This window comes from Brevibacterium sediminis (genome assembly GCF_024895295.1).
Classification (GTDB): Bacteria; Actinomycetota; Actinomycetes; order Actinomycetales; family Brevibacteriaceae; genus Brevibacterium; species Brevibacterium sediminis.
Window position 1 is genome coordinate 96,243 of the sequence record NZ_JAHQRN010000003.1, and the last position, 17,462, is coordinate 113,704.

Genomic DNA, 17,462 nt, shown 5'->3' on the forward strand with positions numbered 1-17,462 from the left:
TGCGGGGCCGGGGAACCGCCTCGGCGGCGGTCCGGATCTCCGGGGCATCGCCCCGGGGATGCGGATTGTGAGAGGACAAGTGAATACCCTGATGACAGGATTGATTGGAAGGAAAGGAGGTGCCAGGTGAATACCGGACCTCAGAATGATTGGTTCGACAAGGACTTCTACAAAACCCTCGGCGTCTCCAAGGATGCTTCCGATGCCGAGATCAAGAAGGCCTATCGCAAGCTCGCGCGCAAGTATCACCCGGACGCCAACCCCGGTGATGAGAAGGCCGAGGAGAAGTTCAAGGAGATCGGCCAGGCCCACCAGGTGCTCTCCGACAAGGAATCCCGGGCCCAGTACGATCAGGTTCGCGCCATGGGCGGCGGCGCCAGGTTCAGCGCCGGTTCCGGTGGACCCGGCGGGGCTGCCGGCGGCGGATTCGACGACGTGTTCTCCGACCTCTTCGGAGGCGGCGGACGCACCCGGACCCGCACGACCTACGGCGGTGGGGGAGACGTTCCCCCGGACCTGGCGGATCTGCTCGGCGGATTCGGCGGAGGTTTCGGCGGTGGCGGCGGATACGGCAGCTACCAGCCTCCGGTCAAGGGCGGCGACATCAAGTCGAGCACGACGCTGTCGTTCACCGAAGCCATCGACGGCGCCTCGGTGAAGCTGAACATGCCCGGTGGGAAGCCGCTGACCGTGCGCACCCCGATCGGGGTCAAGGACGGACAGAAGATCCGCCTGGCCGGCAAGGGCAAGGCCAGCCCCAACGGCGGCGAGCCCGGTGACGTCATCCTCACCGTGCACGTGAGCCCGCACCCGGTCTTCACCCGCGATGGTGACAACCTGCGGATGGATCTGCCGATCAGCTTCGACGAGGCGGCCCTCGGCGCCGAGGTCAAGGTGCCGACTCTGGGCGGGATGCCCGTCAAGGTCAAGGTCGCACCGGGTACACCGTCGGGACGGACCCTGCGCGTGCGGGGCAAAGGTGTGAAGACGAAGAAGGGCACCGGCGATCTGCTGGCGACAGTCGAGATCGTGGCGCCGAAGAACCTGTCCAAGGAAGCCAAGCAAGCGGTCGAGTCGTTCAAGGCCGCCACTGAAGGTGAGGACCCACGCGCCGGCTTGCTGGACAAAGCCAAGGCCAGCTGAGGTGGTGAATCACAATGCACATTTCATCGAGTGCGGCGGTGTATGTCATCTCGGTGGCCGCGGATCTGGCGGGCATGCACCCACAGACGCTGCGGCAGTATGACCGACTGGGTCTCGTCTCTCCGGAACGCACTGCGGGCCGGGGCCGGCGTTATTCCGGGAAGGACATCGCCAAGCTGCGACTGATCCAGCAGCTGTCGCAGGACGAGGGAGTCAACCTCGTCGGGATCAAGAAGATCATCGACCTGCAGAATCAGGTCGATGCGCTCAAGAGCCGCAACGAGGAGCTTGAGGACGAGGTTCGGGCACGCCGGTCGGCGCAGGAACGCGATGCGCGTGTCTTCGCGGCCGGAACCGTGGGCGGAGACGTCGTCTCGATCTCGAGGGGACGACGCCCACAGGGTCGCCCTGAGCCGGGAGCTCTGGTGCTGTACAACCGGTACCGACGCGGCTGATCCTGACGAGGCCCGACTGGGACGCTGAGAACAGCGTCGAGGCGGAGTGCGAACCGAACTTTCGGTGCGCACTCCGCCTTTTCGCGTTGCTCGACGAATCCAGTTCATTGCGGCGCAGAAAAGTACACGTGTTGTGCGACACTGACTCTGTGAACGAGAAAGAGAAGGTTCGACAGGTCGCCGACAGTGCCGATTCGGCGGCTCAGGAAGCCGCGGACAGCCGCTGGTTCGAGCGTGTGGCCCGCGCGGGCTTCATTGCCAATGGGTTGGTCCACGCGATCCTCGGTGCGACGGCCGTGACGATCGGCCTGGGGCAGGGCGGCGGCGAAGCCGACCAGGCCGGAGCGGTCGGACAGATCGCTTCACAGCCCTTCGGCCTGGTGCTGATCGTCATCTGCTTCCTCGGCTGTGCGCTGATGGCGTTGTGGTGCTTGGTCAACGCGTTCTTCGGTGCGTCGTCGCTGCGCGGTGCCGGAACTCGCGACCCGCAGGAGAAGCAGGGGAGGAAACAGTGGATCGACTTCTTCTCGACGGTCGGTTCTGCCATTGCCTATGTGGTGGTTGCCGCGACCTTCTCCCAGTTCGTCTTCGGCGGAGGATCGGACTCGGGCAAAGCGAGCTCACAGGCCTCGACGACCGTGGCGAAGGCCCCGGGCGGACTGTATATCCTCATGGCTGCCGGCGCCGTGATTGCGCTCATCGGCATCGTGTTCTGTATCAATGGTCTGCGCCGGAAGTGGAAAGATGAGCTTCGTCGGCCGCGCAGCGCGTTCACCCGCTTCCTCGTCGGGTTCACCGGTGTTGTCGGGTATCTGGGCAAAGGTGCGACGCTGCTGTCGGTGGGCATCCTCATCGTGGTGTCTGCGGCGACCGGTGATCCGGAGGAGTTCACTGGTATCGACGGTGCGCTCAAGGGCATGCGCGATCAGCCGTTCGGGCCGTACCTGCTGTTGGCGGTGGGCTTGGGCCTGGTCCTCTACGGAGTCTTCCTCGCCTTGCGCTCGAGGTACGACCGCATGGATTGAGCAGTCTTCTGCCCGGCGGCAGATGTTTGGCCGCTGATGTTTAGCCGCTGAGATACGAAGAAGGGCGCGAACCCAACTGGGTTCGCGCCCTTCTTCGACTCACGCCCGGCTCAGTCGAGCCGGCACGTTCTCAAGTCGGTCGCCATCAGATCTCAGCGGGATCCTTGGCGACCTTCTTGCGGCGCATGGTCATGGCGACTGCAACTCCACCGATGAGGAGGAGGCCGGCGCCGCCGACGAGGCCGGTCAGCTCGGTACCGGTGCGGGGCAGGTCGCCGCCGTTGCCGGCATCTCCGTTGTCGCCATCGTCGTTTCCACCGTTGCCGTCTTCATCGCCGCCGCCGGCGTTCGAGTCCTCCTCGACCGAGAAGTCACCGATCAGTTCGTCATCGCCGCAGGTGACGGTGACGTCGTATTCGCCGACGTAGGCCGATGCGTTGGAGGCGCTGGTGCCATAGACGTTGACGTTGGCCTTGCCTTCGTCGTCAGCCTGGACGGTCTTGTCGAAGGCGGTGACGCTCGACTCGCCCTTGGGATTGACGAGGAAGCGGACGTCTTCACCGGGTTCGCAGTTCTCGACGGCGAGGGTGACGCCCTTGTCTTCCTTGACGAAGTCAGCAGGCGTGATCGACTCGGGGGAGACGGTCAGCTTGGCTTCTTCAACCGGAGCGGTGGGCTCTTCGGTTTCGTCTTCGGTGATGACGAAGTCCTGAGCCGGGGAGTTGGTTTCCGACTCCTGGTCGACGCCCCAGACGGAGTAGTCGCCGGCCGGAAGCGCTTCGTCGCCCTCGAACTTCAGGGTTGCGGAGATCTTTCCTTCGTCGTCGGCTTCGACTTCCTTGGTCGCGAACGGCGACGTTGCGTTGCCGCCGACGACGGTGACCTTGCTGTTCGGGGTGAAGCCCTCACCGGTGACCTTGATGCCGTTCTCTGCGAACTCGCTCTCCGTGAACTTGTCGGCGTTGAGCGAGACCTTCGGGTCGACCTCGGGAGCCTCGGGCTCGTCTGTGTCGTCGACGACGGAGAAGCTCAGCCCGTCATAGGTGCGCTCCTCGCCATCGCGAGTGATCGTGACGGAGAAGTCGACCTTGCCGTTCTCGATGTCTTCGGCGGGCTGAGTCGAGTAGATGTTGTATTCGAAGGTATCGCCCTCAGCACTTCCTGCTTCGCCGGTGAGCGAATCCGAGATCTTGTCTCCGGCTTCAAGGCCGGTGATCGTGACGACGATTCCCTTGTCCTTGTTGGCGAGATCCTCGGCGGTGATCTCCTTGGGGGAGGTCGTCACCTTCGCCTCGATAGCCTGCGCTTCAGCCTCAGGTGATTCAGACGGAGTGCTCTCCTGGGCGTCGCCGGAGTTCTTGACGACAGTGTGCGCGTAGCTGTCCGAGCTTGGAGCAGCGATGACTGGGGATGCGGCCAGGCCGGTGATGGCGATGGCCACCGCGGGGGCGAGGGCGAGCTTCTTCATGTATTTCCTTAGAAAATTACAGCTGGGTGTGAAGTATTACGAATGTAACAGTAATGCAACATTCACCACACACATAGTTGTGGTCGTTTTGTTCAGCACTGACGTCGGCTCTGTTGCAGAGTTCATTCTTCATTCACCCTGAACACCCGGTTCGTCACAGACTGCAGAACAGTGGGAGGGGCGGCTCAGCGTGTGCTGAGCCGCCCCTCCCACTCGATTCAGGCCATCCGCCTGGCTCGGATCAGAAGCTCGTCGGAGTCTGTCCGAACTTGTTCTTGCGGCCGGTCAGTGCGATCGCGGCGCCACCGACGAGGAGGAGCAGGGCTCCCGTTGTCAGTCCACCGAGGTCGGCACCGGTGCGAGGCAACTGGCTGCCGTCATCTCCGCCGCCGTTGCCAGCATTGCCGTTGTCTCCGCCGTCAGATCCGCCGCCGTTGGCGCCTTCAGTGACCGTGAAGGAGTCCTTCATGGTGTCGTCGCCGCAGGTCGCGGTCGCAGTGTACGCACCGACGTAGGCGGAGACATCCGACGAGGTGCCGAAGACGTTGACGGAGGCATTGCCTTCGTCGTCAGCCTTGACGGTGTTCTCGTAGGCCGTGACGTTGATGCCCTTCGGGTTGACCTCGAAGTGGACGTCTGCGCCGGGCTCGCAGTTCTCGACGGCGAGGGTGACGCCCTTCTTCTCATTGGCGAAGTCCGCCGCCTCGATCGTCTTCGGCGAGACCTTGAAGGTCGCCTCGGCGGGAGCCTCGGTCTCACCGTCGTCTTCGCCGACAACGTTGATGTTGCCGTTGAGAGTCTCCGACTCGGTGCCTTCGCGGTCGATGGTGACGGTGAACGGAACCTTGCCGACCTCGAGGTTCGCGGGGTTGCCTTCGTACCAGAGGTGGAGCTTGTAGTCACCGTCGGCATCTGCGGTCTCACTCTTGCCGGTGAGTGAGTCGGTGATCGTGTCGCCCTTCTTCACGCCGGAGACGGTGACTGTCACGCCCTTGTCCTTGTTGGCGAGATCCGCGGCCGTGATTTCCTTGGGATCGACCTTGAGTGAGGCGTCGATCGGATCGACGGCGTCCTCGTCTTCGTCGGTGACGGTGACCTCGACGGAGTTGCTGGCGGTGCTGGTCTCATCGTCGATGAAAGTCAGCGAGTAGGTGCCGGCTTCGAGAGATTCGGGAGCGGTCACAACGCCTTCGACATCACCGTTTTCGTCAGCGCGCAGTTCGTCAGCCTGCGGTGCGGCGGCACGCTGCGTTGAGACGGCCTCGCCCTTGACGCTGACGGTTCCGTTCGGGGTGAACCCGGATCCGCTGAACTTCAGACCGTCCTTCTTGAAGTCCTCGAGCGAGATCTCCTTCGAGTCGACCTTGACGGTCGGGTCGACCTCGCTGGTTTCGTCGACGACGTTGATGGTGCCGTTGAGGGTCTTTGATTCCTCGTCCTCACGGTCGATGGTGACGGTGAAATCGACGGGGCCCTTTTCGAGATCCGCGGGATCGCCTTTGTAGTAGACGCTGAAGGTGAAATCACCATCGGCTTGCACAGTCTTCTCTTTGCCGGTCAGGCTGTCAGTGACTGTGTCGTCCTTTTCAAGGCCGGTAACAGTGACGTCGACGCCCTTGCTCTCGTCGGCGAGATCTTCTGCGGTGATCTCGTTTGGGGACACCGAGAGTTTGGCGTCGATCGGGGCGGTCCCGTCATCTGCAAACGGGGCGTACGAGAAGCTAGTTGTCTCCGTGACGCTTTGTGCATTCTTGCGCTCGACCTGAACGGCAAGGCTCTGCTGGCCGGAGGTGAGGGACTCGGCGCTCTTGGAGGAGCGCAGCTTCATCGTTGCGGTCGATCCCTGAGCGGTCGTCGCCGGGCCGGTCAGGCCGGACTTGGCGGCGACCTTGTCGCCCTTCTCGAGGCCGGTGACCTTGACGGTCACACCGTCCTCGTGGAGCTCCTCGGCGGTGACTTCACCCGAGGTCACCTGCACCGAGGCATTGATCGGATTGGCCTTGTCCTCGGACTTGTCGTCGTCCTTGGAGTCCTTGTCCTCGTCCTTGGGGGCAGGAGCGGGCTTCGGATCGACCTTCTTCGGAGGCTTCTTTGCCTCGTCCTTCTTGTCTGCCTTGTCCTCGGCGGCCTTCTTCTCATCCGCTTTCTTCTTCTCAGCGGCCTTCTTGGCAGCCTCGGCCTTTTCCTTGGCCTTCTTTTCGGCTGCCGCCTTCTCTGCAGCTGCCTTCTTCTCGGCTTCAGCCTTCTCAGCCGCGGCCTTCTTGGCCTCTTCCTTCTTCTTGGCTTCGGCCTTTGCGGCTTCAACCTTCTTCTGCTCGGCCTTCTGCGTGGAGGCGGACTGGGCAGACGTCGATTCCGCGGCAGCGACCGGGCTCGCGACAAGCCCGGTGAACGCTAGCGCGACTGCCGGCGCGAGGATGATCTTCTTCATTGGAGTGCCTTCAATCTCTGTGGCGAGGGGTGTGATACGGCACTCATCCTAGGTTCTGAGGGTTTTCCAAACTATTTCTGTACGTTTTGTTCAGGTTTAGAAGCGGTAACACTTAGGTGAATTTCTTTAACCGTTTCGTGACCTACTCGTCGGTAAAAGAATGACCGTCAGTGCAGCCTCGGCGAAAGGACGGGTCGACCGCGCGAATTCAGCGTTTGCGAACTAGACAGGCCACGCCTCGGCGCGGATCTGCTTGCGCTGTTCGACGGTGGGCACGCGGACGGTCAGGGCGGAGGGGTCGACCTCCATCTCCAGGTAGGACGACTGTCCCAGCGGGTCTCCGTCGATCTGGATATCGACCTCGTCGCCGGCTTCGATGACGACCTTTCGGCACTTCCGGATGTTCGTGTGCAGCCCGCGTGAGGCTCGGCGGCCGGCGATCGATGCGAGCACGCCGACCCATTGGCCGAGGTTCTTCGGGCTGACGATGAGCACGTCGAGCATGCCGTCGTCGATCACGGCCTGCGGAAGCAGCTGGATGCCTCCCTGCAATCGGCCGCAGTTGCCGCCGAGCACTGAACGCACCCTTGCCGAGATCCGATACTCGTCGTCGAAGGTGACCTTGACATGACTGGGTTTGCCGGTGAGCTTCCGCGATCCCGCTTCGACGTAGGCGAGCCATCCGAGGCGGGCCTTGAGATCGTCATTGGTATCGGCCATGACCGCGGCGTCGAAGCCGAGTCCGGTCATCACGGTGAAGACATGGGTATCGCCGTCGGGGGCGATCTTCGCCGTCCCCACGTCGATCTCCCGGTTGCGTCCCCACAGCGCGATCCGCAGCGCCCATTCCGTCTTGTCGAGGACGAGGTCGATATTGCGGGCGAGCAGATTCCCGGTCCCCAACGGCACGATCCCCAGCGGAGTGGAGGTGCCGGCCAGCGCCGAGGCGACCGCACGGATGGTGCCGTCCCCGCCGGCGGCGATGACGACGTCGACTCCCTCGTCGAGGGCACGGACCGTGGCCCCCTCACCGGAATCCTCGGGGGTGGTCTCGAGCACGAGCGGAGGGTTCCATCCCTCGAAACGACAGATCGCCTCGGCGGTGGCGGCCAATTTGCGCACATCGGTCTTTGTGGGATTGACGATGAGCGCGGCACGGTATCGGGCCGCATCATCGACTGCCTCGTCGGCGAGGTTCGCCGGGTGGGCGTAGCGTCTCATCGTGTTGAGCGTGCGTCGCACGCCGTTGCGGCGGCCGATGAGGAACGCGGCCACGAGCACGGCGAGGGCACCGATGACGATGACCCAGGTCATCAGGGGGTCCAACTCGATGATCATGTCCCAAATCTACAGTGCTCCGGTCGTGTGCAGGCTGAGTGCCGAATGTCGAAAACACGCCCGGCCCGTTAAGCTGAGAGGGTGATCGATCTAGCGCTTCTCAGAGACAACCCGGCCCTGTTCAAGGCATCGCAGGAGGCTCGCGGGGCATCCGTCGAGCTCATCGACGAGGTCATCGCCGCCGATTCCGCTCGTCGCGCGGCCATCACCGCCTTCGAAGACGCACGAGCGGATCAGAAGTCGTTCTCCTCCCAGATCGCGAAGGCACCGAAAGAGGACAAGCCGGCACTCATCGCCGAGGGCAAGGCGAAGTCCGAGGCCGTGAAGTCGCTGTCCGCGGAGTCCGAAGAAGCCACTTTCGCCTTCGACCAGCTCGTGTCAAAGGTCCCGAACCTCATCATCGACGGCATCCCTGCCGGCGGCGAAGAGAACTTCGTGACGCTCAAGACCGTCGGCGTTCCCCGCGACTTCACCCAAGACGGCTTCGAACCGCTCGATCATCTCGAGATCGGTGAGAAGCTGAAGGCCATCGACACCCAGCGGGGAACAAAGGTCTCCGGATCGCGTTTCCACTACCTCACCGGTTTCGGCGCGAAGCTCGAGATGGCTCTGCTCAACCTCGCCCGCGACGTCGCCGAGGAGGCCGGGTTCAGCCCGACCATCACCCCGACCCTGGTCCGTCCCGAAGTCATGCGCGGCACCGGGTTCCTCGGTGAGCACGCCGATGAGGTGTACCGCCTCGAAGCCGACGACCTGTTCCTCGTCGGCACCTCCGAGGTGCCCCTGGCCGGCTACCACATGGACGAAATCATCGATCTCTCCGACGGTCCGCTGCGCTACGCCGGCATCTCCTCCTGCTACCGCCGCGAGGCCGGCTCCTACGGCAAGGACACCCGCGGAATCATCCGCGTCCACCAGTTCCAGAAGGTCGAGATGTTCGCCTACGTCCCGGTCGAGGACGCCGAAGCCGAACACGAGCGGATGTTGTCCCTGCAGGAGAAGATGCTCGGACTGTGCGAGCTGCCCTACCGGGTCATCGACACAGCCGCCGGCGACCTCGGTGACTCGGCCGCCCGCAAGTTCGACTGCGAAGCCTGGGTGCCGACTCAGGGCACCTACCGGGAACTGACCTCGACGTCGAACTGCACGACATTCCAGGCCCGCCGCCTGCAGATCCGCGAACGCCGCGACGGATCGACCCGCCCCGTCGCCACCCTCAACGGAACCATGGCCAACACCCGCTGGCTGGTGCCGATCCTCGAAAACCATCAGCAGGCGGACGGCTCGGTCACGGTGCCCGAGGCGCTGCGACCCTACCTCGGCGGGATGACCGCACAGGGACCGGAAGGACCGCGCTACTGAGCCTGTGCCGGGACGCGGGGCACTGACCGTGCGGCGGAACTCGGCGGGACTCGGTTGGGTTCGGTCGCCTCGGCGCCGGGAAGAACGACAAGAAGATTCACGCATACGTTGGGAGACACATTGACCCCGCACCTCATCGCACTCGATGTCGACGGCACGATCGTCGGCTACGACGGAACCCTGTCGGAGTCGGTGAAACAGGTGCTCGATCGGCTCGCCGAGGAGGGCCACCACCTTGTGATCTCCACCGGCCGTGCCCTGCCGGGAGCGCTCGAGGTCGTCCACGCGCTCGACCTCAAGCACGGTTTCGTCGTGTGCTCGAACGGATCGGTCGTCGTCCGCCTCGACCCGGAGCTGCCGTTGGGGTGGGAGCTGCACCATGTCGTGTCCTTCGACCCGAAGGATGCGCTCGAGCAGATGCACGCGGCGCTGCCGACGGCACTGTTCCTCGTCGAGGATCCGGACCTGCACCGGTGGGCGTCTGGGGCGTTCCCGGTCGGCGAACTCGCCGAATCCGACACACTCGACATCGTCGACTTCGACGAGCTGCTGACCAAGCGGGCCACCCGCATCGTCATGCGCGAGGTCAACGGCACCGCCGAGGAGTTCGCCGCCGCTGTGGACTCGCTCGGACTGCATGAGGTCAGCTACTCGGTGGGCTGGAGCAACTGGCTCGACATCGCCCCGGACGGGGTCTCGAAGGCCAGCGGTCTGGAGATCGTGGCCGAGGAACTCGGGGTCAAGCACGCTCACACTGTGGGGGCCGGAGACGGACTCAACGACCTCGAGATGATCGAATGGGTCGAACACGGAATTGTCATGGGGCAGTCGAAGGACGAACTCAAGGTGCTCGCGAGCGTGGTCACCGACTCGGTCGACGACGACGGACTGGCCACCGCCCTCGTCGACTACTTCAGCCTCGACTCAGCGCTCCTCGAGGCAGAGGGCACCACCAACACCCGCCCCTAATTACTACCTGACGGCGACCCAGCTACCTCGCGCGAGGTTGCTGGGCCGCCGTCAGGTAGCAATTAGGACTAGTTGGGGCGGGTGTCTAAGACGGCGTCGAGGTAGCGGGCGACGCCATCGTCGTCGACGGCCTCCGTTACGGCCGCAGCGATCGCCTTGACTGATCCCAGCGCATTGCCCATCGCGACCCCGTGCCCGGCCCACGACAGCATCTCGATGTCATTGGGCATATCCCCGAACGCCATCACCTGCGACTGTGCCACCCCGAGGTGGTCGCACAGGTCGGACAGCGTCTTCGCCTTCGTGATCCCGAACGGTGCGAGTTCGACGAGGCCGTTGTCCGGCTCGGAGAACGAGGCATGGCAAGTGCCGTCGACGAGCGGATCGATGAGGTCGTGCATCGCCTGCGAATCGCTCGTCTCCAGACGCACGAGCACCTTCACGACGTCCTCGCCGGCGAGTTCGGAGACATCGTCGATGATCCTGGCCTCACGCGGTCGACCGGTGACGAACTCCCGGTCGATGAAACCGCCGTTGAGAGTCTCGTAGGCGAACCGGGCTTCGGGATGATCGACGCGGACCGCCTCGGTGATCTCCGTGAGTGTCTCCGTATCGATGGTGTGGGCATCGACGACGGACTGCGATGCGATGTCGTAGACGACCGCACCGTTGAGGCAGACGACGCGACCGAGGTCGGGGATCTGCTCGGCGATCGGCGCTAACCATCGGATGGGCCGCCCGGTGACGAGCACGAACGGGATTCCCGCATCCTGACAGCGGTGGATCGCATCGATGGTGGCCGTCGAGATCGGCTTCCAGTTCAGCAGCAGAGTGCCGTCGATATCGCTGGCGACGAGGCCGAGGTCGAAGTCATCCGGCGGCAGGATATCGGGGCTGATCGGAGGTCTCATGATGCCTCCACCCTAGCGAGAATCTCCCGCGCCCGCCCCAGCAGCTCCTCGGCGTCCGTGATGAACCGAACCGTGGCCTCGGCGCTCGAGTCGATCGACCGTCCCGATGGCCCGTCCGACCGTGCCATCGACGCCGCGAGCACAGCCTCGCCGACCTTCGACGAGGCCTTCGTCAGCAGCTCCGGTGCGTCGCCGACGGCCTGCCGAGCCGGCCCGGGCACCACCTGACCGGTGACGGGGTGGCGGGCGTGGAGGGTCGCGGTGAGGTCGTCGACGACGTCGACGAGTGCGTTGAGCCGGTGGGTGCCGCCGACGATGACGTCGATCGGATCCTTCGCCGAAGCGGCCGTGGCCGTGCCGTCGGATGATCCCGCCGAGGCGGCTCCCGACGTGGCGCTGCCACCGGAGTCGCGTGACTCGTGGAGGGCCACCGCGGTGGTGTAATACCGGTCGACGGCGCGGATGAAGCGGTCGCGGTTGTGGCGCCACAGACCGGTGCCGAACCGGTCATCGTCCTTGACCGCGGCCGTCGTCGCCTTCTTGCGCAGACCGGAGAAGAAGCGCTTCACAGATAGTTGCCGGTGCCGCGATCGTCGCGGTCCGACTCCTTCTTTTCGCCGGGCTGCCCGTCGGACGGTGTCATTCCGGGCGGAACCATTCCCGGAGGCAATTGGCCGCGACCGGCCATCTGCTGGGCCATGGCCTGCTGCGCCATGATCGCGGTCTGGATGCCGTGGAAGAGACCCTCTAACCAACCGACGAGCTGAGCCTGGGCGATCCGCAGCTCCGAGGTCGTCGGGGGACCGTCGGCCGAGTCGAAGGGCAGGTCGAGGCGCTCGAGTTCCTCGATGAGGTCCTTTGACAGCCCATCTTCGAGTTCGTCGATGGAGCGGCGATGGATCTCGGCGAGGCGCTCGCGTCCCTTCTCGTCGAGCTCGGTACCGCGGACCTCCTCGAGCAGCTGCTTGACCATGGTGCCGATGCGCATCACCTTCGCCGGTGACGAGACATCCGCCTGATCGTGCTGCGCCTTGGCGAGGCCGGACTGCGCTCCGTCGGCGTTCGACACACCGTTCGCGTTCCCCGCCTCGTCTGTGTTCGCTGCGTCCGAAGTGCTCGTCTCACCCGCGGAGTTCTGGATGCCGTCTGCCGACTCGGGATTCTCAGTCATTGGTCATGCACCTTCCTCATCGACGATGAGCAGAACTTTTCCGATGTTCGCCCCGTCCTCCAACGTCTGATGAGCATGGACGACGTCGGCCAACGGCATGGCTTCGTGGATGATGGGGCGGATGTCGCGCGAGACCACAGCCGGCCAGAGACGGTCGGCCACCTCGGCGACGATGGCGATCTTCTGGTCCTTCGGTCGCGCCCGCAGGGTCGTGGCGGAGACTGACTTGCGTGGCTGCATGAGCCAGCCGAGGTTGATCTCGGTCTTCGTTCCGCCCTGCATGCCGATGATGACGAGACGGCCGTCGGTGCCCAGCGCCTTGATATTGCGCTCGAGGTACTTCGCGCCGATGATGTCGAGGATGACATCGGCTCCTGTCGACCCGTTGTCGTGGGTGCAGATCTCGTGGACGCGTTCGACGAAGTCCTCTTCGCGGTAGTTGATGACGGCATCGGCACCGAGTTCGCGGCAGAAGTCGGCCTTCTTCTCCGAGCCGACGGTGACGACGATCTTCACGCCGAGGTGGCGCGCGATCTGGATCGCGGCCGTGCCGATTCCGGAGCCGCCGCCGTGGACGAGCAGCCATTCGCCGGCCTGCACCTGTGCGCGGCCGACGATGTTGGACCAGACGGTCGACAGCACCTCGGGCAGGGCGGCCGCCTCGGTGAGGTCGAAGCCGGCGGGGACGGGAAGCAGCTGACCTGCGGGAACGGGCACGTATTCGGCGTATCCGCCGCCTGAGAGCAGAGCCGCCACCCGGTCGCCGACGGACCAGCCGGTGACGTCGGCGCCGAGTTCTTCGATCGTGCCGGAGACCTCGAGGCCGGGAATCTCGGTGGCCCCTGGTGGGGGATCGTAGAATCCGCGGCGCTGCAGCAGGTCGGCCCTGTTGACGCCGGCGGCATGGACGCGGACGAGGACCTCGTCGGCGGCGATGTCTGGCGTGGGTTCGTCGGTGACCTGCAGGACCTCGGGCTCACCGGGGGAGGAGATCGTGATAGCGCGCATGCGTCCACTCTAGTAGCTGGGTGCGCGAGTGGGCAGGGGCATCCGCGAGGTTGGGTTCGGTGGAGGGCGACTCGGGATGAGGCAGGGCGGCAGCGAAGCCGCTCAGGCGAAGAGGCGGAACATCGGCGAGTTCTGGTGGACGCGCTCGACCTCGATATTCGAGGCCTCCATCCGCTCGAGCAGGTTCGGCAGGTCTTCGGCATAGCCGAGCTGAATGCCGACGAACGCCGGTCCGGTCTCCCGGTCGGAGCGTTTGACGTACTCGAACATCGCGATGTCGTCCTCGGGACCGAGCACTTCGTTGAGGAACCGGCGCAGGGCACCGGGCTCCTGCGGGAAGTCGACGATGAAGTAGTGCTTGAGGCCTTCGTGGACGAGTGAGCGTTCGAGGATCTCCGGGTAGCGGGAGATGTCGTTGTTGCCGCCGGAGACCAGGCACACCACGGTCGACCCGGGTTCGATCGTGATCGGCTTGTCCGAGTCCGGGCCGCCGATCCCGGCCGAGGCCAGAGCACCGGAGGGTTCGGCGATGATTCCGTCGACCTGGTACATATCGAGCATCTCGGTGGCCACCGCGCCCTCGGCGACGGGGCGGATGTCGAGGCCGAGGTCGGCGATGACGTCATAGGTGATGTTGCCGGCCCGGCGCACTGCGGTGCCGTCGGCGAAACGGTCGATGTTCTCCAAGGTCACGGGGTGGCCGGCCTTGAGCGCTGCGATCATCGAGGCGGCTCCGGCGGGTTCGGCGCCGATGACCTTCGTGTTCGGCATCCGTTCGGCCGCATAGGCGGCGATTCCCGCAAGCACTCCGCCGCCGCCGACGGGAACGATGATGTAATCCGGGTCGGTCTCGAGCTGAGCGTGGATCTCCGCGGCCACGGTGCCCTGACCGGCGATGGTGCGCATATCGTCGAAGGCCGAGACCAGGAGTGCCTCATTGCGTTCGGCGAACCGGTGCGCCAACGCCGAGGCGTCATCGTAGGTGGAGCCGGCGATCTCAATGGTCACCTGCTCCCCGCCGAAGTGGCGGACGCGTTCGATCTTCTGCTTCGGCGTCGTCTTCGGCACGAAGATCGTGCCCTGGATGCCCAGTTCCTTGCAGGCCCGGGCGAATCCCTGGGCATGGTTGCCCGCCGAGGCGCAGACGACACCGCGGGCGCGTTCGTCGGCATCGAGCTGGAGCATGAAGTTGAAGGCGCCGCGGATCTTGTAGGACCGCACCATCTGCAGGTCCTCGCGCTTGAGGTAGACCGTGGAACCGGTCGCGGTCGTCAACCGCTCGCAGATCTGAAGTGGCGACAGGATGACGGAATCGGAAATTCGCAGCGCAGCCGCCTCGACCTCGCCGGCGAGTGTGAGCTTCTGGGGAGTCATGTCTGTTTCAACCACCAGACTATTGTGCGCCCTTTGTCTTGCTATTTGGCAACTCGTATCGATATGAGGACAACTGCGGGGCCGCTGAGAACTCGCCGCGGCCCGCCCCCGCTATGACAGTACCGCGTCCCTCCCGTACCCGCCTCGCACCTACCCGAACCCGGTGATTCGGCTCCCGACTTCGGGGTTTCGGGTGCGCCCTGGACCGCGAACACCCCATATCATGATTGGATGGAGGATGCCCGTAATCCCTTCTAGGAGACGTCATGGCCATCAGCAGTGAGCTCGAACAACTGTTAGCCAGCTGGATACCCCGACAGCCGTGGTTTCCCAAGCTCGCAGCAGATTTCGGGACCGACCCCGACATCACCCCCATGTCGGTGGCCCGCGCGTTCACTTACACCGCCGAGGAGCTCGGGGGCTTCGCCGGTCTCGTGACCGTCATCTCCGTCGGCGACGGTCCCACCCTGCGTCGCCTCAACATCCCCCTGACCCTGCGCGGTGCCGAGGATATGCACCTGCGCCACGCCCTCATCGGCCGCATCGACGACCTCGCGCTCGGCACCGTCTACGTCTACGACGGCGCCGCCGATCCCGTCTTCGTCAACCTCATGGCCGACGCGATCACGAAGCGCAAGGTCTTCGACGGCGGGCAGCTGTCCACCGAGTCCCTGCGCCACAGCCAGGAGAAGACCGAGGCCCGGGACCGTGCGCCCATGCCGTTCCCCGTGACCGCGAACGGGGCGGCCGCCTCGGCGAATGGATCGACGAACACCGCCGCCGAGGCGGTCCCACCGAAGCCATCGATTGGTGACCTCACGGTGGGGGCGGAGGACGTCATGCCCGTCGAGATCCGCCCGATCGAGGTCTCGGACTCCGGGCAGCACAAGTCGACCGTCATCATCCACGACGAATACGAGCCGCTGGAGCTCTCGTTCTTCCGCGTCCTCGAGAACGGAATGCCGTCGTCGCTGACGATTCCGGTTCTGCTCACCGAGGCGGGTTCGCGCAGCGTGCCCGAGGTCATCGGCTGGGGTTCGGGCCGCTGGTACGACATGTTCGAGGTCCAGGAGATGGAGGCGCCGATGGCGCTGCTCTCCCACGTCGATGTCGACGCCGAACCCGCATGGCGAGAAGCCGTGAACACGGTGTGCGCCGTCGACTCCGGTTCGATCGGGGCCTACAACGCCCACGCCGCAGAGATGGGGCGGCGCATCGGCGAACTGCACACGGACATGGCCGCCGAGTTCGGTGTCGTCGAAGGCGCCGGAGAACCGACGAAGCAGCTGGTGCAGAAGTGGGTCGAACGCATCGACTGGGCGCTGGGCCGGGCACCCCTGGCCCTGGATTCGCTGGTGCCGGAGCTGCGCGGCCACCGTGCCAGGCTGCAGAGCCTCGAAACCATCGGCACCCTGCAGAAGATCCACGGCGAGCTGACGCTCGACCATGTGGTCAGCTCGTCCACCGACGGCTATTCGGTCGTGAAGTTCACGGACTCGACGGACTCGGACCCCAAGCCCGCCGCCTTCGACCTCGTGGCTCTGCTGCGCAGCATCGACTACGCTGCCGGTTTCGCTCGTCTGCAGCGCACCGACGCGCTCGACTCCGAGGACGGCTCGCTGGTCGTCAGCGGCTTCGGCAACGATCCGGGAGCGCTGCGCGCGATCTTCGATTCGCCCGAGTACCTGTGGGCCTCGCAGGTCCAGAACTCGCTGCTGTCCGGATATTCGCGGGCGCGCGGCGACAGCATCGGGCTGAGCGATCCCGTGCTGCGCGCGGCGCTGGTCGACCGGCTTCTCGTCGAGGTCGTCACCGAGCTGCGCAACCGCCCGAACTGGCTGTCCGTGCCGCTGGCCACGCTCACCCTCGTTCTCAAGGGCAAGCCCGCCCGCACCGAGGAGGCTGCTGAGGCCCGCCTCAACTGGTCTGATTCCGGCGAGGCGGGGTCCGATGCGGCCGAGGACTCTCCAGCTTCCGGCGACGCAGCCGGTGCTGACGGTGGTGCCGGTGCCGAGAGCTCGGATTTGGAAGTGGCGTCGAGCGATGCGTTCGCCGTGGCTCCACCCGCCGACGAGGCGACCGCCGCCGATTCGGAGTCGGTCTCTGCGGCGCCCCGTGGAACCTCCGGTGCCGTCGCGGCCGCAATCGCGAACTCAGACTCCGATGACTCAGGCTCCGAGGATTTGGCAACTAACAAGTCTGAAGCTGGTGAGCCCGAAGCCGGGGACTCCGCGACCAACGAGACCGAAGCCAGTGAAATCGAAGCGGACGAGGTCGAGGTCGCCGATACTGCGGAGAACACCGTTGACGCGGTCGCGGATTCCGACATCGACGATGTCGAGGACAAGACCGTGGTCCCGCCCCAGGACGATGCGCCCGAAGTGGCTCCAGCTCCTGCTGAAGACGAGGAATTCGTCGACGAGGAAGAATCGGAAGCTCCGGTCCGACGAGTTCCGGCCTCGTTCGCGGCGCGCGGCGCCACCTCGGAGGACGCCGACAGCACTGGACACGAATCGCAGCCGGCCAAGCCGAAGGACGCACCGAAGCTCGGCCACACGTGGAGCGAACGTTCGCAGAACTCCGGCAGCGACCGCGGAACATTCGGCGAGCAGATCTCCGAGCGGCCGGACAAGAGTCGCGACGATTCCGCGGCACGGCCCGACGAATCAATGGATAAGTCCCGGGACGATCCGAAGCCTGCCGGCGGGTCTGTGTTCGATGACCTCCTGGGCACCGAGCGTAAGCGGAACCGGATGAAGAAGCGCAAGAAGGACTGACCGCCTCCGCGGACTCGTCGCCACGGTGCC

14 protein-coding genes are annotated in these 17,462 nt (G+C 64.9%); 6 read left to right on the forward strand and 8 right to left on the reverse strand.

Annotated features, from left to right (window positions below):
- Positions 1-126: 126 nt before the first annotated feature.
- The 3 genes from KTJ89_RS07800 to KTJ89_RS07810 all read left to right on the forward strand — a co-directional run bounded on the left by KTJ89_RS07800 (position 127) and on the right by KTJ89_RS07810 (position 2,623).
- Positions 127-1,143: a DnaJ C-terminal domain-containing protein gene (locus KTJ89_RS07800; protein ID WP_259357301.1), complete on the forward strand. Its 1,017-nt coding sequence runs from the start codon at positions 127-129 to the stop codon at positions 1,141-1,143.
- A 14-nt stretch (positions 1,144-1,157) separates the two neighbouring features.
- Positions 1,158-1,598 carry a heat shock protein transcriptional repressor HspR gene (locus tag KTJ89_RS07805; RefSeq protein WP_062241058.1) on the forward strand — a complete coding sequence of 147 codons (441 nt, stop codon included), beginning with the start codon at positions 1,158-1,160 and terminating at the stop codon, positions 1,596-1,598.
- A gap of 149 nt (positions 1,599-1,747) precedes the next feature.
- Positions 1,748-2,623 (forward strand): DUF1206 domain-containing protein, encoded by an 876-nt coding sequence (locus tag KTJ89_RS07810; protein WP_139467939.1) that lies wholly within the window; start codon positions 1,748-1,750, stop codon positions 2,621-2,623.
- A 145-nt stretch (positions 2,624-2,768) separates the two neighbouring features.
- Here KTJ89_RS07810 and KTJ89_RS07815 read toward each other — a convergent pair whose 3' ends face one another.
- The 3 genes from KTJ89_RS07815 to KTJ89_RS07825 all read right to left on the reverse strand — a co-directional run bounded on the left by KTJ89_RS07815 (position 2,769) and on the right by KTJ89_RS07825 (position 7,860).
- On the reverse strand, positions 2,769-4,091 hold the full coding sequence (locus KTJ89_RS07815; protein ID WP_259357302.1) for a lipoprotein 17-related variable surface protein: 1,323 nt from the start codon (positions 4,089-4,091) through the stop codon (positions 2,769-2,771).
- A 241-nt stretch (positions 4,092-4,332) separates the two neighbouring features.
- Positions 4,333-6,522: a hypothetical protein gene (locus tag KTJ89_RS07820; RefSeq protein WP_259357303.1), complete on the reverse strand. Its 2,190-nt coding sequence runs from the start codon at positions 6,520-6,522 to the stop codon at positions 4,333-4,335.
- A gap of 222 nt (positions 6,523-6,744) precedes the next feature.
- The gene (locus KTJ89_RS07825) at positions 6,745-7,860 is read right to left on the reverse strand and encodes a diacylglycerol/lipid kinase family protein (protein WP_259357304.1); all 1,116 of its coding nucleotides are present in this window, start codon (positions 7,858-7,860) and stop codon (positions 6,745-6,747) included.
- Between the two features lie 81 nt (positions 7,861-7,941).
- Here KTJ89_RS07825 and serS point away from each other — a divergent pair, with 81 nt between their 5' ends.
- On the forward strand, positions 7,942-9,222 hold the full coding sequence (gene serS, locus KTJ89_RS07830) for a serine--tRNA ligase (RefSeq protein WP_139467941.1): 1,281 nt from the start codon (positions 7,942-7,944) through the stop codon (positions 9,220-9,222).
- 108 nt (positions 9,223-9,330) lie between these two features.
- Entirely contained in the window at positions 9,331-10,191 is an 861-nt protein-coding gene (locus tag KTJ89_RS07835) for an HAD family hydrolase (RefSeq protein WP_259357305.1), read from the forward strand.
- Between the two features lie 68 nt (positions 10,192-10,259).
- On the opposite strand, the gene KTJ89_RS07840 is transcribed toward KTJ89_RS07835, so the two are convergent.
- From KTJ89_RS07840 to ilvA, 5 genes are all read right to left on the reverse strand, one after another.
- Entirely contained in the window at positions 10,260-11,102 is an 843-nt protein-coding gene (locus tag KTJ89_RS07840) for an HAD family hydrolase (protein ID WP_259357306.1), read from the reverse strand.
- Positions 11,099-11,671, reverse strand: coding sequence for a hypothetical protein (locus KTJ89_RS07845; protein WP_259357307.1), 573 nt, complete (start codon positions 11,669-11,671; stop codon positions 11,099-11,101). Before KTJ89_RS07845 ends, KTJ89_RS07840 begins: the two co-directional genes overlap by 4 nt.
- Positions 11,668-12,273, reverse strand: coding sequence for a proteasome activator (locus tag KTJ89_RS07850; RefSeq protein ID WP_259357308.1), 606 nt, complete (start codon positions 12,271-12,273; stop codon positions 11,668-11,670). The genes KTJ89_RS07845 and KTJ89_RS07850 overlap by 4 nt, the downstream gene beginning before the upstream one ends.
- 3 nt (positions 12,274-12,276) lie before the next feature.
- A complete protein-coding gene (locus KTJ89_RS07855) occupies positions 12,277-13,281 on the reverse strand; it encodes an NAD(P)H-quinone oxidoreductase (protein ID WP_259357309.1) in 1,005 nt (334 codons plus the stop codon).
- 102 nt (positions 13,282-13,383) lie between these two features.
- On the reverse strand, positions 13,384-14,655 hold the full coding sequence (ilvA, locus tag KTJ89_RS07860) for a threonine ammonia-lyase IlvA (protein ID WP_139468263.1): 1,272 nt from the start codon (positions 14,653-14,655) through the stop codon (positions 13,384-13,386).
- Positions 14,656-14,921: 266 nt separating this feature from the next.
- Between ilvA and KTJ89_RS07865 the strand changes: the two genes are divergently transcribed.
- Positions 14,922-17,432, forward strand: a complete 2,511-nt coding sequence (locus KTJ89_RS07865) for a maltokinase N-terminal cap-like domain-containing protein (RefSeq protein WP_259357310.1) — start codon at positions 14,922-14,924, stop codon at positions 17,430-17,432.
- The last annotated feature ends 30 nt before the right edge of the window (positions 17,433-17,462 follow it).

Bases quoted from the DNA above. Each gene is read 5' to 3' on its own strand.
- KTJ89_RS07840 (WP_259357306.1), bottom strand. From the start codon at position 11,102: ATGAGACCTCCGATCAGCCCCGATATCCTGCCGCCGGATGACTTCGAC.
- KTJ89_RS07850 (WP_259357308.1), bottom strand. From the start codon at position 12,273: ATGACTGAGAATCCCGAGTCGGCAGACGGCATCCAGAACTCCGCGGGT.
- KTJ89_RS07815 (WP_259357302.1), bottom strand. From the start codon at position 4,091: ATGAAGAAGCTCGCCCTCGCCCCCGCGGTGGCCATCGCCATCACCGGC.
- KTJ89_RS07865 (WP_259357310.1), top strand. From the start codon at position 14,922: ATGGCCATCAGCAGTGAGCTCGAACAACTGTTAGCCAGCTGGATACCC.
- KTJ89_RS07855 (WP_259357309.1), bottom strand. From the start codon at position 13,281: ATGCGCGCTATCACGATCTCCTCCCCCGGTGAGCCCGAGGTCCTGCAG.
- KTJ89_RS07805 (WP_062241058.1), top strand. From the start codon at position 1,158: ATGCACATTTCATCGAGTGCGGCGGTGTATGTCATCTCGGTGGCCGCG.
- KTJ89_RS07820 (WP_259357303.1), bottom strand. From the start codon at position 6,522: ATGAAGAAGATCATCCTCGCGCCGGCAGTCGCGCTAGCGTTCACCGGG.
- ilvA (WP_139468263.1), bottom strand. From the start codon at position 14,655: ATGACTCCCCAGAAGCTCACACTCGCCGGCGAGGTCGAGGCGGCTGCG.
- KTJ89_RS07825 (WP_259357304.1), bottom strand. From the start codon at position 7,860: ATGATCATCGAGTTGGACCCCCTGATGACCTGGGTCATCGTCATCGGT.